The organism is Gilliamella bombicola (assembly GCF_900094945.1).
Lineage (GTDB): Bacteria > Pseudomonadota > Gammaproteobacteria > Enterobacterales > Orbaceae > Gilliamella > Gilliamella bombicola.
In genome coordinates this window covers 287,320-311,578 of the sequence record NZ_FMAQ01000001.1, presented here as the reverse complement: position 1 = coordinate 311,578, position 24,259 = coordinate 287,320, and the positions used below count along the sequence as shown (strand labels likewise).

Sequence of the window (24,259 nt, the reverse complement as noted above, 5' to 3'; positions counted from 1 at the left end):
TGATATCTTTTTTAAAGATATCTAATTGATCAAATTTTAGTTGATTGGTTGGATGGATATGTAAAAGTATGAAATTAAACTTGATTTTTTTTAGACTTATAGCGTTGAATTAAACTCGCTTGGTTTTGTGCATCTAGCCATGCTAATTTATCTGTGTAATTTTTTTCTGCACCACGTGTTGTGGGGTGGTAGTATTTTGTGTCTGCCATTTCTTGAGGAAAGTAATTTTCACCTGCGGCAAAAGCATTTGGCTCGTCGTGGGCATAGCGATATTCGGCACCGTAGCCTAGTTTTTGCATTAAATTAGTTGGTGCGTTACGTAAGTGTTCTGGAACATCATAATCTGGTTTAGATTGTGCATCGGCCATTGCTTGTTTAAAAGCAAGGTAAACCGCATTGCTTTTTGGGGCGCAAGCAAGGTAGATAATAGCTTGTGCAATTGCTCGTTCTCCTTCAGCTGGACCAACTCGGGTAAAACAGTCCCATGCTGCTAGTGCCACTTGCATCGCTCTTGGATCGGCATTGCCGACATCTTCTGAGGCGATAGCTAATAACCGACGAGCGACATAAAGGGGATCGCCACCGGCCGAGATAATCCTAGCATACCAATAAAGTGCAGCATCGGGTGCTGAGCCTCGAATCGATTTGTGGACAGCTGAAATTAAATCATAAAAACGGTCACCTTGGTTATCAAACCTAGCGCTGCGTTCACCCATTACCTCCTTGAGTAGTTCAGGGGATAGATCTTGACCATCGGACATGTCAACCAATAGCTCAAGTGTATTAAGCGCACGCCTTGCATCACCTCCTACAAATTCAGCAATCTGTTTTTTGGTTTCTTCGGGCAGCAGAATATTTCGGTTACCGTAACCACGGTCGGGATCGTCCATTGCCTGTTGTAAAATCTGTTCAATGTCGTAGTTGGTTAATGATTTAAGCAGATAAACTCGTGCGCGCGATAGTAAGGCGGAATTGAGTTCGAATGATGGATTTTCGGTCGTAGCGCCAATAAATGTTATGGTGCCGTTTTCAACATACGGTAAAAATGCATCTTGTTGGCTTTTGTTAAAGCGATGAACTTCGTCAACAAATAAAATAGTGCGAATGCCAGCTTGTTGATTAATTTTAGCTCGTTCAATCGCTTCGCGAATGTCTTTTATACCGGATGTAACGGCAGACACTCGTTCAACTTTTGCATTCGCATGGTGAGCAATGATTTCTGCTAATGTTGTTTTACCGGTACCTGGTGGCCCCCAAAGAATCATTGAGTGCAAATTACCAGCTTCAATGGCCTTTGGTAATGGCTTGCTTTCATCTAGCAAATGCGATTGCCCTATATATTCAGATAAGGTCCTAGGACGCATTCTTGCTGCTAACGGTTTAAACTCATCAGTGGTAAATTCAAAAGACATACTTGGCATGGAAGGTCATTATCCAAATTGACAAATTGAAACTATTATATACTCGTTATTTAATAAGTGAAAAAAGAAAAGAAAATATCTTTTCCCATTAGCATAAAAACGGTAATATTTTGAACTAATTTAGTTATTAGACTTTGTTTAAGTTATTAGATGAAAAGTAAGGATTGGGCATGAAGAAGTGTTTATTGTTAATCGGGTTATTGGCGAGCTTATCAGTATGGGCTGGCGATAAAGAAGTATTACAACAACGTTTAGATAAAATTGAAGGATTTTATGCCAGTTTTTCTCAAAATGTGAAAACTGAAGACAATCAACCTGTGCAGGACGGTAAAGGAGATTTATGGGTTAATAGGCCTTACTATTTTAATTGGACAATGAATGAGCCAGATGAAACTTCAATTATTTCTGATGGAAAAAATATGTGGGTGTATACGCCAGCGGTTGAGCAAGTAAGCGTAATGGATTTAAAAAAAGCGGTTGATAATCGTTTAATGTTACTTATTACTGATAGCCACAATCCAATTTGGGATGTTTATCAAGTGACTCGCAAGCAAGACTCATTTACACTTAAACCGACGGATGGGTCTAATCAAGATTTTATTATTTCTGTATTACCTACAGGTATGATTTCAAATTTCACTATCATTGAAGAAGATGGCCAACGTAGTTTTTATGATTTGTCTCGACAAAAATTAGGTAAAGTATCATTAGACAAGTTCAAGTTTACACCACCAGCTGGTGTGACTATTGATGATCAACGCTAGAGTTTTATAATATTTTTTATGTAAAAAATTATTATGTTGGCGTTATTTGGTATATAAAATAACGCCAATTAATTTAGTTTGACAATTTTATTGTTAGTGTTTTTTTTATCTTGTCTGATGAAAAAGTATTTACTCGTAGTTATCTTCATTAATGCTGACAACTGGATTATCAGAGAATAGATAATGATCGCGTTTAGTCTCAAAATCCTCGCTTATGGCATCAAATAGCATTTTTTTCGTATTTTCTAAGTGTTGCCACATAGCTAATTTAGCAGCTTTAGGATCTCGATTAATGAGAGCTTCTAAAATTTTGTCGTGTTCTTCCCACCAACTTTCAATATCTTGTTGTTGAACATGCTCATGAAGTTTTTTCCATAAAGGGTTTAATGTTCTTTGTCGCCATGTTTCTTGAACAATGGTAGTTAAAGCTGTATTACGAGTTATCATAGCGATTTGAGTATGGAATTTTAAGTCCCAATTCGAATCACGATAGTGATCTTCTTTTTTTGCATTATGTTGGATTTCTAATAGTTTAACGATATCATCTTTAGTAATTTGAGTTGCGGCAAATTCTGCAATATTGCTTTCTATTAGTTGACGAGCTTGCAGTAGTTCAAATGGCCCAGTGGTAGAAAAATTTAAACCGGGTGAAGATGTTAAAATATTGGATTGTAAACTATTGGCAATAACATGAATACCAGATCCTTTTCGTGCATCAACAAAACCTTCAACTTCAAGCATAATAATTGCTTCTCTTACAACTGAGCGACTAACTTCTAGTTCCTCACAAATTAATCTTTCTGACGGTAATTTGCTACCAACTGGGTAAGTACCATTAATAATTCTTTTTTTTAATTCGGTTGCAATAATTTGATAAAGTCGTTGATATTCGTTTTGTTCCTGAGTCATGGTAACTTTTACATAATTCCTAAATTGCTCATCATTGTAAAATAACATCTAATCGTGTGGAATTAAATAATATTGTTCTATTTTTTTCAATTTAAGAGACCATTCATCAAAGATAACTTACAAATGGTAAGTTTGTCATATAATTTATGAGTTTTAATTATGTGATGTATGTCAACTTTTTTAGTTGTCATACATGTTAATATGAGCCAAGATATAAGCATACTTGGAGTATTAATATGTATAAAACAATTAAAAACTTAAGATGGTATATGATAGCGTTAGTAACCATAGGAACAATATTAGGTTATCTTACACGAAATTCTATAGCTGTTGCTGCTCCTGTTTTGAATGAAGTAATGGGTCTGACAACTCAACAATATTCGTATGTCGTCGCGGCATATTCAGCTTGTTATACTATCATGCAGCCTGTTGCAGGATATATTTTAGATCTATTAGGTACACGGCTAGGTTATGCCGTTTTTGCTTTATTATGGTCTGTATTTTGTATTAGCACTGCATTTTCAGGCAGTTGGGTTGGGCTAGCATTTGCACGTGGTGCGGTGGGTGCAACTGAAGCTGCTATGATTCCTGCTGGCTTAAAAGCAACTAGTGAATGGTTTCCCGCAAAAGAAAGATCAATTGCGGTTGGTTGGTTTAATTTGGGTTCGTCATTAGGTGCTATGATTGCTCCTCCATTAGTTGCATGGGCTATTTGGTTCCATAGTTGGCAATGGGCATTTGTTTTATGTGGCTTATTAAGTTTTATTTGGGGGATTTTTTGGTTCATACTTTATCGTCATCCAACTAAACAAAAATATTTATCTGAAGAGGAAAAAAAATATATTTTATCTGGTCAAGAGGCTAGTCATCAAACTTCCAACACTGAAAAATTACCAGCTAGTAAAATCCTTTCCAGTCGACGTTTTTGGGGTATTGCATTGCCAAGATTTTTAGCTGAACCAGCTTGGGGGACGTTTAACGCTTGGATCCCTTTATTTATGTTTACTGCCTATGGTTTTGACTTAAAACAAATAGCAATATTTGCTTGGATGCCAATGTTATTTGCTGATATTGGGTGTGTGCTTGGTGGGTATATGTCTCCATTTTTTCAAAAACGTTTTAATGTTAGTTTGATTAACTCTCGTAAATGGGTGGTTACTGTCGGGGCAGTATTGATGATAGCACCAGGTTTAATTGGTTTATTCTCAAGTCCTTATGTCGCTATATTTTTATTCTGTATTGGAGGCTTTGCTCATCAGACATTATCAGGTGCTTTAATTACCTTATCATCAGATGTTTTTGGCCGAAATGAAGTAGCGACAGCAAATGGCTTTACAGGTATGGCGGCGTGGTTAGCAAGTACAATTTTTGCGTTAATTGTTGGCGCACTTGCTGATACTGTTGGCTTTAGCCCACTATTTATCATTTTAACTTGTCTTGATCTTTTAGCTGCTGTTGCAGTATGGACAATTTTAAAAACACCGACAACAAATGAATAATAATTAATTTGATTACATATGATATTAACCTATGTAATTAAATAGTTAATACTACATTATGGAGAAGAAAATGTTTTTTTTAACTGAAGATTTTTTACTAGACACAGAATTTTCTCGTCAGCTTTATCATAATTATGCTGCTGAACAGCCGATTTTTGATTACCACTGTCATTTACCACCTGAACAAATTGCTCAAGATTATCAATTTAAAAACCTGTATGACATCTGGTTAAAAGGTGATCATTATAAATGGCGTGCGATGCGTACTAATGGTGTTGCTGAAAAATTTTGTACTGGTACTGACGTAGATGACTTTGAAAAATTTAAAGCTTGGGCTGAAACCGTACCACATACCATAGGCAACCCTCTATATCATTGGACTCATTTAGAGCTTCGTCGACCATTTGGTATTGATAATATTTTATTATCTCCATCAACTGCTGAAGTGATTTGGAATAAATGTAATGCAATGCTAGAAACTAAAGCTTTTTCAGCCCGTAGCATTATGAAAAAAATGAACGTCAAAATGGTCGGTACTACTGATGATCCGATTGATGATTTAGTTCATCATAAAACGATTGCACAAGATAGCTCATTTGATATTAAAGTGTTACCAAGTTGGCGCCCCGACAAAGCGTTTAATATTGACTCTGAATTTTTTGTTGCTTACTTAGAGAAATTATCTGCGGCTGCAGATATGACAATATCAAGCTTTCACGTACTTTGCCAAGCGTTATCAAAAAGAATGGATCATTTTGAGCAACATGGTTGTAAAGTGTCTGACCATGCATTAGATACTGTTGTTTATGAAGAAGCCTCAGAACAAGAGTTAGATACTATCTTAACTAAACGATTGTCGGGTGCTATGTTGAGTGCTAAAGAAACAGCACAATTTAAAACGGCAGTACTTATCTTTTTAGGTGGTGAATATCACAAACGCGGTTGGATACAGCAGTATCATATTGGTGCATTGCGTAACAATAATTCGAAAATGTTTAATTTGATGGGACCTGATGTGGGCTTTGATTCGATTAATGATTCACCAATTGCTCAGCCACTATCTCGTTTGTTAGATGCACAAGCAAAACAAAATGCATTACCTAAAACAATACTCTATTGTTTAAATCCATCTGATAATGAAATTCTAGGTACGATGATAGGTAATTTTCAGGGAGAAGGTATTCGCGGAAAAATGCAATTTGGTTCAGGATGGTGGTTTAATGATCAGAAAGACGGCATGATTCGTCAAATGACTCAACTTGCGCAACTTGGTTTATTAAGTCGTTTTGTCGGTATGTTAACTGATAGCCGTAGTTTTCTTTCTTATACTCGGCACGAATATTTTAGGCGCATTTTATGTCGCATGATTGGCCGTTGGGTTGAAGATGGCGAAGCCCCTCGTGATATCGAGTTATTAGGTCAAATGGTCAAAAATATTAGTTTTGATAATGCTAAAAACTATTTTGGTATTGAATTAAGTTAACTAGTTAAAAAAGAGTGATGCTCATGAAGACATTAAACAGAAAAGACTTTCCCAGCGCAAAATATACTACACGTGTTGTTCAGTTTGGCGAAGGTAATTTTTTACGTGCATTTTTAGATTGGCAATTAGACATCCTTAACGAAAAAACAGATCTTGATGCTGGCGTTGTTGTTGTTCGCCCATTAAATACAGACTTTCCACCATCGTTAAATACTCAAGATGGATTATATACTACACTGATTCGTGGTTTAAATGAACATAATGAAGCAGTAAAAGAATTTAGGATGATACGTTCAGTCAATGATGAGATAAATGTTTATACTCAGTATGATCAATATCTTGAATTGGCTAAAGATCCGAATATTCAATTTATTTTTTCTAACACTACCGAAGCAGGCATCAGTTATGTTGAAAGCGATAAAATCACTGATAAGCCTGCTATTAGCTATCCCGCTAAACTAACTGCTTTTTTACATGAGAGATTTTTACATTTTTCTGGTAGTAAAGAAAGCGGGTTAATTATAATTCCTTGTGAATTAATTGATTATAATGGCGATGCACTTAAAAAATTAGTACTTAACTATGCTCAACAATGGCAGTTATCAGATAAATTTATTTCATGGATCGAAAATGATAACTTATTTTGTTCAACATTAGTCGACAGAATTGTGCCCGGTTATCCAAAAGCACAAATAACCGAACTAGAAGCCGAATTAGGGTATAAAGATAATTTCATCGATACTGCTGAGTACTTCTATTTATTTGTTATTCAAGGACCTCAATGGTTAGCTGAAAAACTCTGCCTAGATAAGTGCAATATGAATATCAAAATTGTTGATGATATTAAACCATATAAAGAGCGAAAAGTAGCTATTTTAAATGGTGCACATACTGCATTAGTACCTGTTGCTTATCTTGCCGGGATTGATACTGTGGGTGAGTCAATGAATGACCCTCAAATCTTATCTTATATTAAAGATACGATTTTTGATGAGATTATCCCTGTTTTAGATTTACCTCATCAAGAATTAGTGGATTTTGCGGAGTCCGTGATTAGCCGTTTTAAAAATCCATTTATTGAACATCAATTAATGTCGATAGCTTTAAATAGCATGACAAAATTCAAAACTCGGATTCTTCCACAATTACTTGCTTATCAAAAAGAGAAAGGTGTATTACCTAAACATTTAGTCTTTTCTTTTGCGGCTTTAATCGCTTTATATCGAGGTATTCGTAATGAACAAAATTACTCATTACAAGATGATGCCATTTGGTTAGAGCGTTTTCGTTCTGGATGGATGAAAATTGCTGAAGGTCGAGGAACCTTTGCTGATTTAGTTAACACTATATTAAGTGACGATACTCATTGGGAGCATAATTTACTAAGTATTCCTCAATTAGCGGAAACAATAACTCAGTATTTAGCTGTCATCATCGAAAAAGGTGTACGCTCTGCGATTGAACAATGTGGTATTAGTGGTAAATAGAATGAGCGATGTGATGATTAAATTTATAAAAATAAATAACAAAGATAATGTTGGTATAGCATTATCAGATTTGGAAGCACACGAAGCCAATATTGTGGTCGATGGTCACCATATTGATCTACAACAATCTATCAAACAAGGGCATAAATTTGCTCTTAAAGATCTTGAGCAAGGTGAAAATATTATTAAATATGGTTTGCCTATCGGGCATGCAACTTGCTCAATTAAAGCTGGTGAACATATCCATTCACAAAATTTGAAAACCAATTTGAATGATATTGATGATTATCAGTATCATCCACATTTGTCTAAAAATGATTCATTACACGAAATACCAGACAAGGAAGTGCAGATTTACCGTCGTAAAAATGGTCAAGTAGGTATTCGTAATGAACTTTGGATTATACCGACTGTGACATGTATTAATGGTATAGCACAACAAATTGTTAAACAGTTTTGTGATGAGTTAAATAATCAATTAGAAATTGATGGTATTACCGTGCTTGAGCATCCTTATGGATGTTCTCAATTAGGACAAGATCATAAAAATACCAAAATTATTTTACAAGATTTAGTCAAACATCCTAATGCTGGAGCAGTGTTAGTGATTGGACTGGGTTGTGAAAATAACCAAATATCTGAGTTCAAAGATGATTTGGGTGAATATGATGAATCTCGAGTCAGATTCCTTATTGCGCAACAAGAAACAGATGAAGTTGAATCAGCTTTAAGTCACCTAAGAGAACTTTACGCTATTATGAAAAATGATAAGCGTGAATTAGGTCGATTAAGTGAATTGAAATTTGGTTTAGAGTGCGGTGGTTCGGATGGTTTTTCTGGTATTACCGCCAACCCAATGCTTGGGTTATTTTCTGATTACGTTATTTCACATGGTGGAACCAGTGTACTCACTGAAGTGCCAGAAATGTTTGGTGCTGAAAATATTTTAATGTCGCATTGTGTTGATGAGTCGACCTTTGATAAAACAGTGCATATGATTAATGATTTTAAGCAATATTTTATTTCAAATAATCAACCTATTTATGAAAACCCCTCACCAGGAAATAAAGCTGGCGGTATCACCACACTAGAAGAAAAATCACTCGGCTGTACTCAAAAAGCTGGTGGAAGTGAAGTTATAGATGTTCTTAAATATGGGCAAATGTTAACAAAACAAGGACTTAATTTGCTCAGTGCTCCAGGAAATGATGCGGTTGCGACAGGTGCTTTATCTGCAGCAGGGTGCCATATGGTGTTATTTACAACAGGTAGAGGAACGCCTTATGGTGGAGTTGTACCTACTGTCAAAATTTCTACTAATAGTCAATTAGCAGAAAAAAAAGTGAATTGGATTGATTTTGATGCAGGAAAACTTATCCATGGAGTTTCAATGCAATCACTATTAACAGAATTCATTGAGCATATCGTTCTTATTGCTAACGGAAAGAAAACATGCAACGAAAAAAATAATTTCAGAAATTTGGCCATTTTAAAAAGTGGCGTAACTCTCTAAAAATAATTATTCATTTATTAGTTAATGATGTCATTAAGTCACTTTTACTTAATGCAGGAGGCTTTTTTTTATAAATAATATAGGAATCATATTATGGAAAATAATAAAGATAGAAAAATCACATGGTTAGTAAGATTTTCCTACGGAAGTGGTAATTTAATTGGTAGTGGTGCGCTTGCAATTAGTGGTGCATGGTTACTCTATTTTTATACTACATTTTGTGGGTTAACCGTTGTTCAAGCCGCAGTAATTTTCTCTATTGCGACTTATTTGGATGTAATCTTGAACCCATTAATGGGCTTTATTACCGACAATTTTTATCAAACTAAAATAGGTCAACGTTTTGGGAGGCGTCGATTTTTTATCCTAATGGGTATTCCATTGATGACGATTTACCCAATGTTATGGATTAATGGAATGGGATTTTGGTATTACCTTATTACATATATTCTATTTGAAATCATTTATACCAGTATTATGATCCCATTTAATACCTTACCTGTTGAAATGACTTCTAATTTTTCTCAGCGTACTTATTTAACTGGTTCAAAAGCAATGTTTGGTAAAGTAGCTAATTTCTTAGGTGCTGCAATACCGGGGGTTTTCTTTTACTTTTATAGCAAAGAGTCAGCAACTCCGTTTTTGTTAACTGGTATTACTTATGCTGCGATTATGATGTCGGCGTTAATTTTGCTCTATTGTAACAGTTGGGAAAAACCAAAAGAGCAAGTTAAAGATGAACATGTACATAGCTTTTTTGAAGCAATCAAAAAACTTTTTATTGATATATTTTCGACCTTCCGTATTAAAACTTTTAGAACTCATTTAGGAATGTATTTGTTTGGTTTTGGTGCCGAATGGTTATTTACTGCTGTATTTACTTATTTTATCGTATTTAGCTTAGGTGAACCACGATCATTTGTTGCCTCAATGAACTCTTTGAGTAGTATTTGTCAATTATTTTCAACTGCTTTCTTTATGATGTATTGTGCTAAAAAAGGATTTAAAAAACCGTTCATTATTGCGTTACTGATTGTTGTTTCATCAATGATTGGTTATGTCGGCATCTACTATTTTAATCTTCCTCAGGCGACTTGGATTGTTATTGGTATTACCATTTGGTTTGGTTTAGGAACTGGCGGTGTTTATTACATTCCGTGGAGTGTTTATGTCTTCCTTGCTGACGTTGATGAAGTAGTGACGAATCGACGCCGTGAAGGTGTTTATGCTGGCGCGATGACAATGGCAGGAAAATTAGTTCGCGCATCTATTGTATTTATACTCGGTATTATATTAAGTGCTTATGGATTTGAATCAAAATCACATGTACAGCCGCAAAGTGCCATTGATGCTATTAATGGCATTATTATTTATGGTGTTATTGGCATGGCATTGATCGGTTGTTTCTTTGCGTGGAGAATGAAACTTGATCATGCTACACATTCAGTCATTATTAATGAAGTTGCACGTATTCGACAAGGTGGAAAAATGGAAGATGTTACCCCTGAAACCAAAAAAGTAGTCGAAGAATTATCAGGTATTGCTTATGAAAAATGCTTTGGTAATAACAATATTGGTTTTAAACAAAAAGTGTAACGACAAAATAGAATTATATTAAATAAATTATCAGGATTAATTATTGCAAATTCTGTTATTTATTCGTTAATTAATAAACGGTAAATAAAAATTATTTAATTACCGTTTATAAAACAGTAAGGAAAAATAATGACAACAGTATCAGTAATAGATTTTGGCGCTATTGGTGATGGGAAATCAATGAATACCATTGCTTTTGAAAAAGCAATACAGCATATTAAAAAGTTAGGTGGAGGAACAGTCGTTGTTCCTTCAGGCATTTATTATACAGGGGCAATTCAATTCTGTAGCAATTTAACTTTTGTTATTGAGCAAGGTGCAACTTTACTATTTTCTAATAATTCAAATGATTATCCTATTGTTAATTCGCGTTGGGAAGGCGTAAAACAAGATATATACATGCCATGTATATATGGAAAAAATATTGAAAATGTGATTATCACTGGTGGCGGTACAATCGATGGTAATGGTCAAAAATGGTGGCATATTTTCCGTAATGAGCGTAGTAGCCTTAAATATCCAAGACCTTATCTGATTGGATTTGATTTTTGTGAACGAGTAACTATTGAAAAACTATTTTTAACTCAATCACCAAGCTGGACGGTACATCCAATGGAATCAAATAATGTGGTTATAGATAATGTATCGATTTTAAATCCTGCTGACTCACCAAATACAGATGGAATTAACCCAGAATCTTGTCGTAATGTTAGAATATCAAATTGTTATATTGACGTGGGGGATGATTGTATTGCGATTAAAGCAGGTACAGAAGAAACAGCTGAAAAAAGCCCTTGTGAAAACATTTTAATTACTAATTGTAATATGATTCATGGTCACGGAGCCGTAGTGTTAGGTAGTGAAATGAGTGGCTGTATTAGGAATGTGACTATTACTAATTGTGTGTTTCAAAAAACCGATCGTGGAGTTAGATTTAAAACTCGCCGGGGTCGAGGTGGAATAATTTCGGATATTACTTTTAGCAATATTGTTATGGACGAAGTACTGTCAGCATTTGTCATGAACTACTATTACTATTGTGGGCCTAAAGGTAATGATCCTATTGTTTGGAATAAAGAGGCATTACAAGTTAATGAATCAACACCAGCATGTAATAATATCAGTTTTTCTAATATTATTGCGAAAAATGTCCGAGCTTATGCCGGATTTTTATATGGTATTCCTGAATCACCAATATCTAATATTTCGTTTGATAATATCCGGATATCAATGCAAGTTAATGCTCAAGCGGGGGAAGTTGACATGTTTAAAGATGTCAAACCTGAAGCAGGAAAAGGATTTTTTATTGAAAACGCAGATAGCATTTTATTTAACAATGTAATTATTGATAATATCGTTAGCGAACCACTGAATATTAGAAACAGTACGAACGTTTATGTTAATCAATCATTTGTCAAACAAGATGGTAAATTAGTAAGTCTTACGGTTTAATATTATCGCCAAAAATAACCGCTTTGTAGCGGTTATTTTTTTATAGCAACAATTAAAATATGAATAGTTGTTAGTAGTTAGATGCTTTTTAGCCACATTGAAAAAACAGTATAAAGTAAAGCCGCTATCGATTTGCGTTTTTCATAATGCGTGCTTTATCAACTTGCCATTGACGTTCTTTAATATCAGTGCGTTTGTCGTATTCTTTCTTCCCTTTGGCAACACCAATTTTTACTTTTGCCCATGCGTTCTTCCAATATAAAGAAAGGGCAACAACGGTATAACCTTGGCGATTAATTTGACCAAATAATGAATTGAGCTCTCGCTCATTTAGTAGTAACTTGCGATTACGCATTGGTTCGCAAATAACATGCGTCGAGGCGACATTTAGTGGTGTAATGGTTGCCCCAAATAGCCATGCTTCACCGTCTTTGAGTAGAACATAGCTATCACTAATATTGGCCTTGCCTGCTCGCAGTGATTTCACTTCCCAGCCTTGCAGGGATAAGCCCGCCTCGATTTCTTCTTCAATGAAGTACTCATGGCGTGCTCGTTTATTTAATGCAATAGTTGCCGAACCTGGCTTGTGTGATTTTTTCTTAGTCATAATGTGCGTTATTATAGAGTTACGTGATATTATATGCTACTAATTTTACTTTTTTATTTTATTATTATGGCACATGTTTTTCACGAAGTTATCGAACCTTATTCAATCGAGCAAATGTTTGCTTTAGTCAATGATATTGAAAAATACCCAGAATTTGTCCCTGATTGTATAGCAACTGGTATTATTAGAAAACAAGATAATACTATTGCTGCATTTATTGAGGTTGAAAAGTTTGGTTTTAAAAAATCGTTCACTACATTAAATCAAATCAATGAACCTAATTCAATTGATATGAGACTTTTAGATGGTCCATTTAAACAGTTATCGGGGCGATGGCAATTTGTTGAAATTGCTGAAAACAAAAGTAAAATTAGTTTGACTTTAAATTTTGAGTTCAAAAATAAATTATTAGGTATGACTTTTACCCCCGTTTTTAAAGAAGTCATGACTGGTATGGTTAATGCGTTTTCAAAACGAGCAAGGCAGATTTATCAAGATGATTAATATTCAAGTTGTTTATGCGTTACCGAATAACTCCACAGTCATTGATTGCAATGTTGACGAACAAACGAATGTCTTGCAAGCAATTACAAAATCCAATATCTTAACGATATGCCAAATAAAATTAGATGAGCATTTAATTGGCATTTATGGAAAGCGTTGTAATCTTAATGAATTGGTTAAAAATGGTGATCGTATTGAACTATACCGCCCTTTAATCAATGATCCTAAAGAAATAAGACGAAAAAAAGCGACACAAAAAAATCATCACTAAAGGCAAAGGAAACCAAATGCATAATATGCTAATTGAAAAAATTGAAACTTTATGCAAAAAACGTGGTATTAAACTGACAACGCAACGTCGAACTGTCTTAGACATCATGTTAACGGCTAATAGAGCAATGAGTGCGTATGATCTTCTTGATCTACTTAAAGTCAGCGAACCACAAGCTAAACCGCCAACAATTTATCGTGCGCTTGAATTTCTACTTGAGCAAGGCTTTATCCACAAAGTGGAATCTTCGAATAGCTATATTATTTGCCCACATTTTCAAGACCCAGAACATATATCAATTTTATTGATTTGCGATAAATGCCAACAAATTATTGAAAAACACTCTGAGCAAATCGAAGAACAGCTAAAACAACTTGCGCACCAAAATCAATTTTTAATAAAGCACAGCGTGCTTGAAATACATGGACTTTGTCAGCAGTGTCAACCTTAATTATCGTTCTTTGGTTAATAAATATTGTTTGCGACACCGTTGGGCAAATTGCGTTCAAGTATGCGGCGATCACATCTCCAAAAAAGCAAGGCTTATGCTATTGGCAAAAATTATTTGGAAATTTCTGGCTTTGGATCGGCTTTGGTGCTTACTTTCTTGGGTTTATTTTTTGGTTGGCATTTTTAAGTCAAGTGCCATTATCGGCAGGCATTTTATTGGGATCCTTTAATATTATCACAGTGATGTTAGCTGGACGGATCTTATTTAAAGAACACCTTACTTTATTCCGAATCGTAGGAATATTTTTTATCACGACTGGCGTAGTATTAGTGGGGCTAACTTAATGAAAAAATTTTATATCATCGGTTTTATTTTATTGCTATTTTTTGACACCTTTGGGCAAACTAGTTTTAAATTAACCGCACTATCAGCCTTGCCTTTTGAAGCTAGTTTTGATTGGTTAGTCCGAATTTTTACTTATGGTTGGGCTTACTTAGTTATGCTGGGCTATACAGGGGCTTTTATTACTTGGATGGTATTATTAAAAAAAGCACCAGTAGGTCCTGCGTTTGCGGCTTCTCATTTACAAGTGGTTACAGTTATGCTGGTATCTGTTATTGTTTTTAATGAACAAATTACCATTACTCGGTTATTAGGTGCGTTATGTATTATTATTGGCATCATTTTCCTTGCCTTGGCCGAGCAAAGATTGCAGCGTACATCCTAGTTTTTAGCTTCTTATATTGAAATTTATATTTAATTATAAAAAATAGGCGATATTACTTTGTGTATGGGGATTAAGTTGAGTTTATTTAGGGGAGAGTGAAAACTGTATTGATTCCTAATCTAACTATCAGACATTCCTTATCTATTTTTACTTTGTTAGACAATTATATGTAAAAATAGATAAGCAAATTCAGTTTTATTTAGTTTCGTTCTCGTTCAAGTACCACTAAATAAGCTTCTCTTTTCCAAAATAAAAATAAGCGACGTATGTCTTTTTCCATGGTAACAACTCGCCAACCTTGTTCTGCATTCTTATTTAAGGCTTCAGTAAATTTAACCTCATTAACATTAGCGTTACCCAAAAGTAACGAAGACAAAGTTCCTTCTTGAAAAACAATAACCTTATATTCTTTCATATAATTAATTCATTAGCTTTTAATAAATCATTATTTTTAATAATAAGTCACTCCAAAAATGGGACGGCATTATATACTTTTTAATTTTTTACTTTCAAGAGAATAATCAGTTTGTTTAAAAATAGATACGTTTAATCGATTTTTGTTCCATCAATTGTTAACTAATGTATAATATTTGTTTACACGCACCTAAAAGTTTTTCCAACTAAAGTTTCAATACTAAAACTAACAAAACATTACAAAACTTTAATAAAAAAAAGTGGTTATCTGTTTTTAACTAGTTATACTTTGAAAGAAAAACTACTCAAATAGAGTATAAAACCAATATAAAACTATTGAAAATAAAATTCAAAAGCTACTTGACAGGTAAGACATTATGAAGAATTGTTTCAGTATCATTTTTGGTATTAAACCTCAGGTTTGCCAAGCCTATATATTAAATTTGCTTAATTACCTATGTCGTCAAAAACAGATGCAATACTTATTTTCATCACGGAACTTAGCGAAATCATCATCACCGTTAGCCTTTGCGTTGTTGTTATTGCCGTATTCGTTTGATTCGCAGGCTTTATCGGCGAAAACCACAAGTGCTATTGAGGGTAGTGCGCCGTATTTGACGTTTGATGGGGGACGAACTAGGGCGACAATAAATGATGTATTGGCCATCACGTTGCCAGATGGAGCGAGGGTCACCCCTTCATCCGATACCTCAAGTAGAACAAATCCAATGCTGGTAAGGAATATAAGTACTTTTGATGATATACACACGTTGGTGCCATCGGGGAAAAATACCATGAGTTTTAGAGACTTAATTGCTCAAGGTAATTGGGGGGATGATGATGGGGATGGTCAAGGTACTTATGGTGTAACAGCGGACGGAAGTATATTTATGTATATTCGTGATAAGTATGGTCGTACAGTAAATCGTAGTGATACAGTGGATGTATGTAAGGGTCCTTATGAGGTAATATTAAGTAGTACAAGGCATAGTTTAATAACACGGTATGGGGTGCCTCGTGCTTCTTATCTTGATGCTCAGGAAAAGACGTATTATATCAATTTGAATCAGCCTAGAGTTTGTTATGCAAGGCCATATCTTGGCGTTTCGGCTAACGTTGCTGGTATATGGAATACTTATGAGGGTTTTTTGGTTCAGTCAACAAGTTCTTCATCTTATGGACTTAATTTTCCTACTACGGGTGCTGATGGGTTGTATTTTTATTTAGCTGCAGGTGGTGGGAATGATGTAAGTAAGTTGAAGTGGGCTCCAGTCACGCGTAGTGGCATAACGGCTACCGTAACAATGGTAATTCCTAATGAAACCCCTGATATGAGAGAAGTTTTCGCTCGTGTTCAGTTAAGTGGTCCTAGGGCAGATAGCACTCAAATACAATCAGATAATCCTAGTCCACTTAGTAGACCTAGTTTACCACAGGTTTTTGAGTTAGAGGGTAAGGATAGTCAAGGTAATGTGGTGGTCAAGTATGGATTTAAGTTGAGGCAGTGGTTCGTCAATCGAAGTGATATAATAGATACAGTTCCAGGTCAAATACAATGGTGTAGTAGTTTGGGCTATCGTCTGCCTAGGATAAAGGATTTAACCAATGCGAAATGTGGTGTGGGTCCGGATTTTCCATGTTTAGGAGTTGATGGCGCCACGCCGTCGTCAGGTGCTAAGCATTTTCAGCGTCGAATAGGTGCAGGCTTTTTCACTGAGTGGGGTGATATGAACAGTTACCCCGATGCTGGCTTCATGCCTTTCACTGGCTACTGGACGAGTGATGTGATATCTGACAATTATTTTGATGTCAACACGAGGAATGGTTACGTCGCCAGATACAAGTCCGGCAAACATCCAGCTGTTTGCATAACGCCTTAGTTCTTAATCTTTATGCGTGGGGACGCTTATGAATCCAATAGAGAGTAATATAACAAAGAAACAAGCCCCTGAGTTGCGGAGCCGAGCGGGGCTGGCTTGCCAGCCTTGCGCTTTAATGACTGAAAGCCCCAAAAGCACCTCTCGGCAGACGATGCTGAAGGTGTCATTGGCTGCGTAATGTAAGTATGCGGTTACGCTAATCGTATCATCCTTATGCTTGTCTCTTCAAGGCCATTTTCTTTTTGCTATGATGTTCAAATTGTTCCTGATAAATAATAATACGCCAAACATTTGTTTGGCGTATTAATCTGCTTTGCTGTCGGCATATCTGACTCTGAGACGATACAATCCAAATAACCTTGGGTGTTTTTTCTGTGAGTTGCTTTTTTGTTAAAAGAGGACTAGTTGCCACTTAAAAAGTGGTCAGAAAAGGTATTGATTTTATTTAAGTTTTTATTTTGACGTTCTCAAGTAAAATCAAGCGGTTATACACCTAGGCAAGATATTGATAGCTAACAACCCCATAAAATCATGAATAGAGCCCCTAATAACAGCTATTTAGCTTGCAAAAAGTGGTCAGAAAAGATATTGATTTTATTTGTTTTTTTATAAAAATAAAAGCATTAAATTTGCTTATCTAAGTTCTTTAGCATCTCAATAATTGGCCTATTGGCGTCTGGGAATTCGTCAGCATTGAGATCTTCTTGGTCAACCCAACGACTTGGTTGTCCTTCTTTAGCAAAAGGAACGCCATCCCATTCTTCGACTAAATAAGCATGGATGGTGATGTCGCGATCTTCATAACTGTGTTTAAAGACTTTTAAGAATTGGGCTTGATGGATGTGAATGTCGACTTCTTCGGCAATTTCGCGTAGTAAGGTTTGATATGGGGTTTCACCGTTCTCAATTTTCCCACCCGGAAACTCCCAAAAACCGGCAAGATGGGAATCTTCGCCGCGTTGGGTGATAAAAATTTGACAATTTTGTGAACGAATAATACCTACAGCAATTTCAGTATGTTTTTTCATAATCCTGTCTGTTTATCTGTAAATTTAGGGAAAGTAGAAGCTTTCCCTTTTTATTAAATCACCGACTTTAAGCGGTGATTTAAACATCAATTTATTTGATAATACTAAATTTTTGTCTTAATTAACAGCACCATGACAATGTTTATATTTTTTACCTGAACCACAAGGACATGGATCGTTGCGTCCTACTTTGGATTGTGAGCGTACCATTGGTTGTGGTGCACCAGTTGGCTGCGCTTCACTTTCACCACTCATACCGGCTAGTGATTCATGATTAGCTTGCTGCTTAGCCATTAATTTTTCCATTTCGGCAAGGCGTTGGCGTTCGGCTTCGTCTACTTCTTCTTGCGAGCGAATTTGTACACGGCTTAGAATACCAATAACATCATATTTTAATGATTCTAACATGCTGGCAAACATATTAAATGATTCTCGCTTATATTCTTGTTTTGGATCTTTTTGCGCGTAACCACGTAGGTGAATACCCTGACGTAAATAATCCATTGAAGCTAAATGTTCTTTCCAAAGCGTATCAAGTGTTTGTAGCATGACACTTTTTTCAAAGTGTCTAAATGCTTCAGCACCAGCAGTGTTTTCTTTTTCTAAATATCTGTCTTGTGCCATTTGTAAAATACGTTCGCGCAGTGTTTCTTCATGTAGATTTTGTTCTTCATCTAACCATTTTGCTATTGGTAAATCTAAGTCAAAGTCTGTTTTTAGCGCCGATTCCAGTCCCGGAATATCCCACATTTCTTCAATTGATTGTGGTGGGATATATTGGTCAATTAGCGTATTAAATACATCGTTTCGGATTGAATCAATAGTATCTTTTATGTCGGTATTATCCAGTAAGCCGTTTCGTTCACGATAAATAACTTTACGTTGATCGTTAGCAACATCATCATATTCTAGAAGTTGTTTACGTATATCGAAATTGCGACTTTCCACTTTCTTTTGAGCGTTGGCAATGGCTTTAGTTACCCATGGATGTTCAATAGCTTCACCTTCTTTCATGCCTAGTTTACGCATCATGTTACCTACACGTTCAGAGGCGAAGATTCGCATCAATGGATCTTCAAGTGATAGGTAAAAACGTGAAGCACCTGGGTCACCTTGACGACCTGCACGACCACGTAACTGGTTGTCGATACGACGTGATTCATGACGCTCTGTACCTAAAATGTACAGCCCTCCCAATGCAATCACTTCTTCGTGTTTTGCTTGCCAAGCTTGTTTTGCTTTTTCGATATCTTCTGGAGTTGGGTTTTCTATTTTTGCTATTTCGCTTTGCCAGTTTCCACCTAGCATTATATCGGTACCACGCCCCGCCATATTAGTAGCAATAGTCACAGCGCCTTTGCTACCAGCATTAGCAATAATTTCAGCTTCTTGAGCATGGAATTTGGCGTTTAAAACATTGTGTTTAATACCGGCTTTTTTAAATGCTTGCGAAACAAGCTCTGATTTTTCAATTGATGCTGTCCCAACTAAAACTGGTTGACCGCGTTTTACACATTCTTGTACATCCGCCACAATTGCGTTGATCTTTTCTTTTTCGGTCATATAGACAAGGTCAGATTGATCTTTTCGTTGCATTGGACGATTAGTTGGAATAACAATCGTATCTAAACCATAAATTTGATTAAATTCAAATGCTTCTGTGTCGGCTGTGCCCGTCATGCCTGCTAATTTCTCGTATAAACGGAAATAGTTTTGGAAAGTGATTGATGCAAGCGTTTGGTTTTCATTTTGGATTTTAACGTGCTCTTTTGCCTCAACTGCTTGGTGTAAACCATCAGACCAACGTCGCCCGTCCATTGTTCTACCAGTATGTTCGTCAACGATGATAATTTCATTATCTTTAACAATATAATCAACGTCACGATGGAAGAGGTGGTGAGCTCGCAATGCGGCGTTAACGTGATGCATTAATACGATATTACTCGGTGCGTAAAGTGATTCATCACCTTTCATGATGCCTTGTTTAATAAGTAATTCTTCAACTTTTACTAATCCACGTTCAGTTAAATTAACTTGGCGTGATTTTTCATCAATGGAGAAGTCTCCATCCCCTTGGAATTGATCAGAGTCTTCTTTTTCTTGACTGGTTAAATAAGGAATAATCTTATCAACACTAATATATCTGTCAGAACTATCTTCGGCTTGACCTGAAATAATCAGTGGTGTTCTTGCTTCATCAATTAAAATTGAGTCGACTTCGTCGACTAAAGCGTAATGCAATGGACGTTGTACTCGGGCATCTTTGTTAAATACCATATTATCGCGTAGATAATCGAAGCCATATTCATTATTCGTACCGTAGGTGATATCAGCATTGTAAGCCTCGCGTTTTATATGTGCGGGCATATTTGGCAGGTTGATCCCAACGGTTAAGCCTAAAAATTCAAATAAAGGGCGGTTATTTTCAGCATCTCGCTGTGCTAAGTAATCATTAACTGTAATAATGTGCACGCCTTTACCGGTTAATGCGTTTAAGTAGGCTGGTAATGTTGCTGTTAAGGTTTTACCTTCACCGGTACGCATTTCGGCAATACAACGTTCATTGAGTACCATACCACCAATTAACTGTACATCAAAATGACGCATGCCAAATACACGCTTACTCGCTTCACGTACTACCGCGAAAGCTTCTTCCAATATATCATCTAATTGGGTTCCAGCAGCAATTTTTTGTTTAAATTCGGTGGTTTTTGCTTTTAGTTCATCATTAGTTAATGCTTCCATGGCTGGTTCGAGTGCATTAATGTTTTCAACTCGCTTGCGCATGCTTTTTAAAACGCGTTCATTACGGCTACCAAATACTTTTGTTAATAATTTTAATAACATAACTTTTCTCTTCTTTTCAATGCGGATATAAGGAATTAACCTTATATAAAAATTAGTTTTATTTGAGTTATAAATGCATTAAGCGGTAGCTTTGGGACCAGCCCTTATGCCATTATCTGGAGATAGTCGAATCACTTTGGATGAAAGTTCAATATCGTTGGGTGTGATAAAGAGCGCTGCAATGCATTGTTTTTGTGAATGCGGTATCGTTTGTGATTTTTTTTGATCTGCTTCTTGGTGGTCTTGTACAATGGATGAAATTGCAATAATCCCAATTTGCGAGACAGAAGCTTCTAAAGGTAGCGCTTCTTGTTGATATAAACTGAATCCAGCAGCAATTGCACCTAATAATAAGTGTGATAAAGCGGTTTTAATAATTAAGCGTTTGCTGAGTTTTTGCCAATAGTTGATCATTGTCATAACGGTGTTATGTTAGCATTTTTTACTCAAATGAAAAACAATTATTACAAATGGTAATTTTTTATTATTTTAATTTACATATGAATAAAATAAGCTTTTTAGAGGGATATTAAGTAATATGGACATTAAACTAGTACGGTTATAATTATTTGATTTTTTTGTAAATGCCACTTTTTTTGAAAAATAAGTGGCTTTAAATCAAATCAGTTAGGCATTATTCTAAACTTGCATGGCGATGTGCCATATCATCATTACTGTCTTTTTGTTGATTGCTCATGGTAAGAATGACTGTGTCAAAGATGACAAGTAACATTTGTTCAAAAAGACTCCCTAGTGGTTGTTGGCTTATTTGTGATGTGGAATATTTATTGCCAGATTGCAAAATAATATCAGGAGTCTGAATTTTTGCTAGTGTAGAATTAGGTGATGCACAGATAATAGCAAGATCAATAGCTTGCTTTAGTGCAGATTCTGCTATCATATTGACAGTGTTTGTTTCTCCCGACGCCGATGCTACAATTAATAAATCGCCCTGTTTTGTGGATGGTGTTGTCGTTTCGCCTACGACAAAGGCATTTAGCCCAAGTTGCATAAGCCTCATTGCTAAAGCTTTTAGCATAAGGCCTGATCGCCCTGTACCATAAACAAAAATACGATTATGTTGTTGTATTTTTTGTATCAAGTTCGTAATATTTTGTTCCGTTAATGTTTTAACCAAACGATTTAATTCGTCAATGATTAATTGTGATTGCATTTTTTTTCCTTAATAAGGGCAATAGCCTGAACTATTGCCGAGATAAAAATATGCCATTAGTTAACTTAACATTTTATTTTTATTAGCAAATTATTGTTATTTATTTTCCAATAAAACTTTACCAAGATTTAAATTCATTTCGTATTTAATTGCTGAGCAATCAATTCTTCGGCTTGTTGACAACTTAAATGCTGACACTGGGTAATAAAAGTTTCGTTCTGAAATAAAGTAAATAGTTTTCTAAGTATCGATAAATGTTGATTACTAGTTGATAACGCCAAATTAAAGATTAAATGGCAAGTTACCATTAAGTCAGCATTTTCCATTTGCCTAAATACAATGCCTTTAGTCGAACTATACTAAATTCAGTCGTAAAAGTTTATATAAGATTTGTGATTGGTGTGAAATAACAGCGCTCATTACTAATGATATGGCAGATCCCATTCAAGTTGCTGAATTAGAAAAACAAACTCACGTTATTTTGTGTTAGTTTAAGGCTAAATTGATTTGTTAAATAATGATAATTGATTAATGTAATAACTTTATTTAGTCATACAAAATAATTGACATAATAATGAGCTGTTCTGCTATTATATTTGCATAACTTAAATTGACGAATCATAAAGATATGAAAATTCTCTTTGGTGTTCAAGGAACTGGTAATGGCCATGTCAGTCGTTGTAGAACATTAGCTAAAGCTCTGAAAATAGCTGGTGCTGATGTTGATTATATTTTTAGTGGACGAGACCCTAAAGACTATTTTGATATGCAAGCTTTTGGAGATTATAAAACTTATCGAGGAGTCTCTTTTGCAACGCTTAATGGTAAAATTAATTTTCGTAAGACTGTACAACGAATACGAGCATTTCGGCTAATTAAAGATGTACGTGAGCTTGATTTATCAAAGTATGATTGCATTATTAGTGATTTTGAACCAGTAAGCGCTTGGGCAGCGCATCATCAGCATCGAGAGTGCTTAGGGATAAGCAATCAGGCGGTGTGTCAATATCTTAAACCTAAAGAATATGGAATGATGGCTAATGTCATTATGAAATATTATGCACCTGTTACAAAGCCGATTGGTTTACATTGGTTCCATTTTGGGCATAAATTATTACCACCAATGGTTGATACATTCCAAACTACGCCAACAGAAGATGGTAATGTTGTGGTTTATTTGCCGTTTGAAGGCCTAGATGAAATCATTGCTATGTTAAAACAATTTCAGAATCAAGATTTTATTTGTTTTCATCCTGATATCAAACAGCCTTCTAAATATAGCAATGTATCTTTGCAACCGCTTGGACGGGATAGTTTTACCCACGCTTTAATTAGTTGCTCTGGTATTATTTCAAATACAGGTTTTGCCTTAATTTCAGAAGCCTTAGCACTAGGTAAAAAGATTCTGACTAAGCCTGTTTCAGGACAGTTTGAGCAAATTTATAATGCACAATGTCTGCAATCTCTTGATATGGCAACGGTTATGGAAAATTTAAACTGTATCAAACTTAAGTATTGGCTTGATTTACCTTCTCCAAAAACAATAATTTATCCTGATGTGGCGACAGCACTAGCTAATTGGATTGTTGCAGGTCAAAAAGAGTCGTTACTTTCTTTAAGTGAACGACTTTGGAGTCAGACGGTGTTTCCTGAAAATGTAAATAACCGTATTAAATCTTTAGGTTATGTATAAATAAATGTATAAAGGAACAAAAATGGTTTTAAGTATTATTGTGGCGATGGCGCATAATCGTGTTATTGGTTTAAATAACCAAATGCCTTGGCATTTACCTGCGGATTTAGCTTGGTTTAAAAAAAACACGATTAATAAACCTGTTATTATGGGACGAAAAACATTTGAGTCTATTGGGCGCCCATTACCTAACCGCCACAATATTATTATTTCAAGACAAGCAGTAATAGGATCTCACACAATTCCGCATGTAAGTTGGGTACAATCGATCGAGGAAGCTATATTGTTAGCTCAAACGCGGCATGTTGATGAAGCGTTTATTATTGGTGGTGGTAATATTTATCAACAGGCGTTACCTTTAGTTGATCGGCTTTATTTGACTCATATAGATGCAGAACTACAAGGTGATACTTATTTTCCTGATTATTTGTCTGACCAATGGCAAGTCATTCATCAGGAAAGCCATCAACCCGATGATAAAAATGGTTATTTATATCAATTTGAAGTTTTAGAGAGAAAACCATAAAGGTTAATTTTTT

23 protein-coding genes and 2 pseudogenes are annotated in these 24,259 nt (G+C 35.4%); 16 read left to right on the top strand and 9 right to left on the bottom strand.

What is annotated here, in order from left to right; genetic code table 11:
- Positions 1-74 precede the first annotated feature (74 nt).
- Complete coding sequence (locus tag GA0061081_RS01535; protein ID WP_091346433.1) at positions 75-1,421, bottom strand: replication-associated recombination protein A; 1,347 nt, start codon at positions 1,419-1,421, stop codon at positions 75-77.
- Positions 1,422-1,591: 170 nt separating this feature from the next.
- Between GA0061081_RS01535 and lolA the strand changes: the two genes are divergently transcribed.
- Complete coding sequence (gene lolA, locus GA0061081_RS01530; protein ID WP_091346431.1) at positions 1,592-2,185, top strand: outer membrane lipoprotein periplasmic chaperone LolA; 594 nt, start codon at positions 1,592-1,594, stop codon at positions 2,183-2,185.
- Between the two features lie 129 nt (positions 2,186-2,314).
- Here lolA and exuR read toward each other — a convergent pair whose 3' ends face one another.
- A complete protein-coding gene (gene exuR / locus GA0061081_RS01525) occupies positions 2,315-3,094 on the bottom strand; it encodes a transcriptional regulator ExuR (protein ID WP_091346429.1) in 780 nt (259 codons plus the stop codon).
- 236 nt (positions 3,095-3,330) lie between these two features.
- Between exuR and GA0061081_RS01520 the strand changes: the two genes are divergently transcribed.
- From GA0061081_RS01520 to GA0061081_RS01495, 6 genes are all read left to right on the top strand, one after another.
- Positions 3,331-4,593, top strand: coding sequence for an MFS transporter (locus GA0061081_RS01520; RefSeq protein WP_091346427.1), 1,263 nt, complete (start codon positions 3,331-3,333; stop codon positions 4,591-4,593).
- 70 nt (positions 4,594-4,663) lie between these two features.
- Positions 4,664-6,076 carry a glucuronate isomerase gene (gene uxaC, locus GA0061081_RS01515; protein WP_091346425.1) on the top strand — a complete coding sequence of 471 codons (1,413 nt, stop codon included), beginning with the start codon at positions 4,664-4,666 and terminating at the stop codon, positions 6,074-6,076.
- Between the two features lie 23 nt (positions 6,077-6,099).
- Positions 6,100-7,563: a tagaturonate reductase gene (locus GA0061081_RS01510; RefSeq protein WP_091346423.1), complete on the top strand. Its 1,464-nt coding sequence runs from the start codon at positions 6,100-6,102 to the stop codon at positions 7,561-7,563.
- A 13-nt stretch (positions 7,564-7,576) separates the two neighbouring features.
- Complete coding sequence (locus GA0061081_RS01505) at positions 7,577-9,076, top strand: UxaA family hydrolase (RefSeq protein ID WP_091346624.1); 1,500 nt, start codon at positions 7,577-7,579, stop codon at positions 9,074-9,076.
- 93 nt (positions 9,077-9,169) lie between these two features.
- On the top strand, positions 9,170-10,672 hold the full coding sequence (locus tag GA0061081_RS01500) for an MFS transporter (protein WP_091346421.1): 1,503 nt from the start codon (positions 9,170-9,172) through the stop codon (positions 10,670-10,672).
- A gap of 129 nt (positions 10,673-10,801) precedes the next feature.
- Positions 10,802-12,124 carry a glycoside hydrolase family 28 protein gene (locus tag GA0061081_RS01495; protein ID WP_091346419.1) on the top strand — a complete coding sequence of 441 codons (1,323 nt, stop codon included), beginning with the start codon at positions 10,802-10,804 and terminating at the stop codon, positions 12,122-12,124.
- 124 nt (positions 12,125-12,248) lie between these two features.
- Here GA0061081_RS01495 and smpB read toward each other — a convergent pair whose 3' ends face one another.
- Positions 12,249-12,731 (bottom strand): SsrA-binding protein SmpB, encoded by a 483-nt coding sequence (smpB, locus tag GA0061081_RS01490; protein ID WP_091346417.1) that lies wholly within the window; start codon positions 12,729-12,731, stop codon positions 12,249-12,251.
- 33 nt (positions 12,732-12,764) lie between these two features.
- On the opposite strand from smpB, the gene GA0061081_RS01485 reads away from it, so the two are divergent.
- Genes GA0061081_RS01485 through GA0061081_RS01465 form a run of 5 tightly spaced genes read left to right on the top strand, consistent with a single transcriptional unit; the run spans position 12,765 to position 14,684 of the window.
- Positions 12,765-13,235: a type II toxin-antitoxin system RatA family toxin gene (locus GA0061081_RS01485; RefSeq protein ID WP_209435336.1), complete on the top strand. Its 471-nt coding sequence runs from the start codon at positions 12,765-12,767 to the stop codon at positions 13,233-13,235.
- Positions 13,228-13,506, top strand: a complete 279-nt coding sequence (locus GA0061081_RS01480; RefSeq protein WP_202112723.1) for an RnfH family protein — start codon at positions 13,228-13,230, stop codon at positions 13,504-13,506. The genes GA0061081_RS01485 and GA0061081_RS01480 overlap by 8 nt, the downstream gene beginning before the upstream one ends.
- A 16-nt stretch (positions 13,507-13,522) precedes the next feature.
- Complete coding sequence (zur, locus tag GA0061081_RS01475; RefSeq protein ID WP_091346412.1) at positions 13,523-13,957, top strand: zinc uptake transcriptional repressor Zur; 435 nt, start codon at positions 13,523-13,525, stop codon at positions 13,955-13,957.
- The gene (locus GA0061081_RS01470; RefSeq protein WP_091346410.1) at positions 13,945-14,301 is read left to right on the top strand and encodes a DMT family transporter; all 357 of its coding nucleotides are present in this window, start codon (positions 13,945-13,947) and stop codon (positions 14,299-14,301) included. Before zur ends, GA0061081_RS01470 begins: the two co-directional genes overlap by 13 nt.
- Complete coding sequence (locus tag GA0061081_RS01465; RefSeq protein WP_091346408.1) at positions 14,301-14,684, top strand: DMT family transporter; 384 nt, start codon at positions 14,301-14,303, stop codon at positions 14,682-14,684. The genes GA0061081_RS01470 and GA0061081_RS01465 overlap by 1 nt, the downstream gene beginning before the upstream one ends.
- A gap of 199 nt (positions 14,685-14,883) precedes the next feature.
- On the opposite strand, the gene GA0061081_RS01460 is transcribed toward GA0061081_RS01465, so the two are convergent.
- Complete coding sequence (locus GA0061081_RS01460; RefSeq protein ID WP_091346406.1) at positions 14,884-15,099, bottom strand: DUF4177 domain-containing protein; 216 nt, start codon at positions 15,097-15,099, stop codon at positions 14,884-14,886.
- Between the two features lie 376 nt (positions 15,100-15,475).
- Here GA0061081_RS01460 and GA0061081_RS01450 point away from each other — a divergent pair, with 376 nt between their 5' ends.
- Positions 15,476-16,978: a hypothetical protein gene (locus tag GA0061081_RS01450; protein WP_141683309.1), complete on the top strand. Its 1,503-nt coding sequence runs from the start codon at positions 15,476-15,478 to the stop codon at positions 16,976-16,978.
- Positions 16,979-17,601: 623 nt separating this feature from the next.
- Here the strand turns inward: GA0061081_RS01450 and mutT are convergent.
- The 5 genes and pseudogenes from mutT to GA0061081_RS11250 all read right to left on the bottom strand — a co-directional run.
- Positions 17,602-18,006 (bottom strand): 8-oxo-dGTP diphosphatase MutT, encoded by a 405-nt coding sequence (mutT, locus tag GA0061081_RS01445; protein ID WP_091346400.1) that lies wholly within the window; start codon positions 18,004-18,006, stop codon positions 17,602-17,604.
- A gap of 117 nt (positions 18,007-18,123) precedes the next feature.
- Positions 18,124-20,853 (bottom strand): preprotein translocase subunit SecA, encoded by a 2,730-nt coding sequence (gene secA, locus GA0061081_RS01440; protein ID WP_091346398.1) that lies wholly within the window; start codon positions 20,851-20,853, stop codon positions 18,124-18,126.
- A 78-nt stretch (positions 20,854-20,931) separates the two neighbouring features.
- The gene (locus GA0061081_RS01435; protein ID WP_141683308.1) at positions 20,932-21,273 is read right to left on the bottom strand and encodes a hypothetical protein; all 342 of its coding nucleotides are present in this window, start codon (positions 21,271-21,273) and stop codon (positions 20,932-20,934) included.
- Positions 21,274-21,487: 214 nt separating this feature from the next.
- Positions 21,488-22,027, bottom strand: coding sequence for a 6-phospho-3-hexuloisomerase (gene hxlB, locus GA0061081_RS01430; RefSeq protein ID WP_091346394.1), 540 nt, complete (start codon positions 22,025-22,027; stop codon positions 21,488-21,490).
- Between the two features lie 202 nt (positions 22,028-22,229).
- Positions 22,230-22,374: pseudogene (locus tag GA0061081_RS11250) on the bottom strand (PTS sugar transporter subunit IIA); the annotation flags it as partial.
- 5 nt (positions 22,375-22,379) lie between these two features.
- Between GA0061081_RS11250 and GA0061081_RS11245 the strand changes: the two are divergent.
- The 3 genes and pseudogenes from GA0061081_RS11245 to folA form a co-directional block, all read left to right on the top strand.
- Positions 22,380-22,517, top strand: a pseudogene (locus tag GA0061081_RS11245) (DeoR/GlpR family DNA-binding transcription regulator); the annotation flags it as partial.
- A gap of 138 nt (positions 22,518-22,655) precedes the next feature.
- A complete protein-coding gene (locus GA0061081_RS01420) occupies positions 22,656-23,720 on the top strand; it encodes an MJ1255/VC2487 family glycosyltransferase (RefSeq protein WP_091346390.1) in 1,065 nt (354 codons plus the stop codon).
- 22 nt (positions 23,721-23,742) lie between these two features.
- On the top strand, positions 23,743-24,246 hold the full coding sequence (gene folA, locus GA0061081_RS01415) for a type 3 dihydrofolate reductase (protein WP_091346388.1): 504 nt from the start codon (positions 23,743-23,745) through the stop codon (positions 24,244-24,246).
- The last annotated feature ends 13 nt before the right edge of the window (positions 24,247-24,259 follow it).

Bases quoted from the DNA above. Each gene is read 5' to 3' on its own strand.
- GA0061081_RS01535 (WP_091346433.1), bottom strand. From the start codon at position 1,421: ATGCCAAGTATGTCTTTTGAATTTACCACTGATGAGTTTAAACCGTTA.
- lolA (WP_091346431.1), top strand. From the start codon at position 1,592: ATGAAGAAGTGTTTATTGTTAATCGGGTTATTGGCGAGCTTATCAGTA.
- exuR (WP_091346429.1), bottom strand. From the start codon at position 3,094: ATGACTCAGGAACAAAACGAATATCAACGACTTTATCAAATTATTGCA.
- GA0061081_RS01520 (WP_091346427.1), top strand. From the start codon at position 3,331: ATGTATAAAACAATTAAAAACTTAAGATGGTATATGATAGCGTTAGTA.
- uxaC (WP_091346425.1), top strand. From the start codon at position 4,664: ATGTTTTTTTTAACTGAAGATTTTTTACTAGACACAGAATTTTCTCGT.
- GA0061081_RS01510 (WP_091346423.1), top strand. From the start codon at position 6,100: ATGAAGACATTAAACAGAAAAGACTTTCCCAGCGCAAAATATACTACA.
- GA0061081_RS01505 (WP_091346624.1), top strand. From the start codon at position 7,577: ATGATTAAATTTATAAAAATAAATAACAAAGATAATGTTGGTATAGCA.
- GA0061081_RS01500 (WP_091346421.1), top strand. From the start codon at position 9,170: ATGGAAAATAATAAAGATAGAAAAATCACATGGTTAGTAAGATTTTCC.
- GA0061081_RS01495 (WP_091346419.1), top strand. From the start codon at position 10,802: ATGACAACAGTATCAGTAATAGATTTTGGCGCTATTGGTGATGGGAAA.
- smpB (WP_091346417.1), bottom strand. From the start codon at position 12,731: ATGACTAAGAAAAAATCACACAAGCCAGGTTCGGCAACTATTGCATTA.
- GA0061081_RS01485 (WP_209435336.1), top strand. From the start codon at position 12,765: ATGCTACTAATTTTACTTTTTTATTTTATTATTATGGCACATGTTTTT.
- GA0061081_RS01480 (WP_202112723.1), top strand. From the start codon at position 13,228: ATGATTAATATTCAAGTTGTTTATGCGTTACCGAATAACTCCACAGTC.
- zur (WP_091346412.1), top strand. From the start codon at position 13,523: ATGCATAATATGCTAATTGAAAAAATTGAAACTTTATGCAAAAAACGT.
- GA0061081_RS01465 (WP_091346408.1), top strand. From the start codon at position 14,301: ATGAAAAAATTTTATATCATCGGTTTTATTTTATTGCTATTTTTTGAC.
- GA0061081_RS01460 (WP_091346406.1), bottom strand. From the start codon at position 15,099: ATGAAAGAATATAAGGTTATTGTTTTTCAAGAAGGAACTTTGTCTTCG.
- GA0061081_RS01450 (WP_141683309.1), top strand. From the start codon at position 15,476: ATGAAGAATTGTTTCAGTATCATTTTTGGTATTAAACCTCAGGTTTGC.
- mutT (WP_091346400.1), bottom strand. From the start codon at position 18,006: ATGAAAAAACATACTGAAATTGCTGTAGGTATTATTCGTTCACAAAAT.
- secA (WP_091346398.1), bottom strand. From the start codon at position 20,853: ATGTTATTAAAATTATTAACAAAAGTATTTGGTAGCCGTAATGAACGC.
- GA0061081_RS01435 (WP_141683308.1), bottom strand. From the start codon at position 21,273: ATGACAATGATCAACTATTGGCAAAAACTCAGCAAACGCTTAATTATT.
- hxlB (WP_091346394.1), bottom strand. From the start codon at position 22,027: ATGCAATCACAATTAATCATTGACGAATTAAATCGTTTGGTTAAAACA.
- GA0061081_RS01420 (WP_091346390.1), top strand. From the start codon at position 22,656: ATGAAAATTCTCTTTGGTGTTCAAGGAACTGGTAATGGCCATGTCAGT.
- folA (WP_091346388.1), top strand. From the start codon at position 23,743: ATGGTTTTAAGTATTATTGTGGCGATGGCGCATAATCGTGTTATTGGT.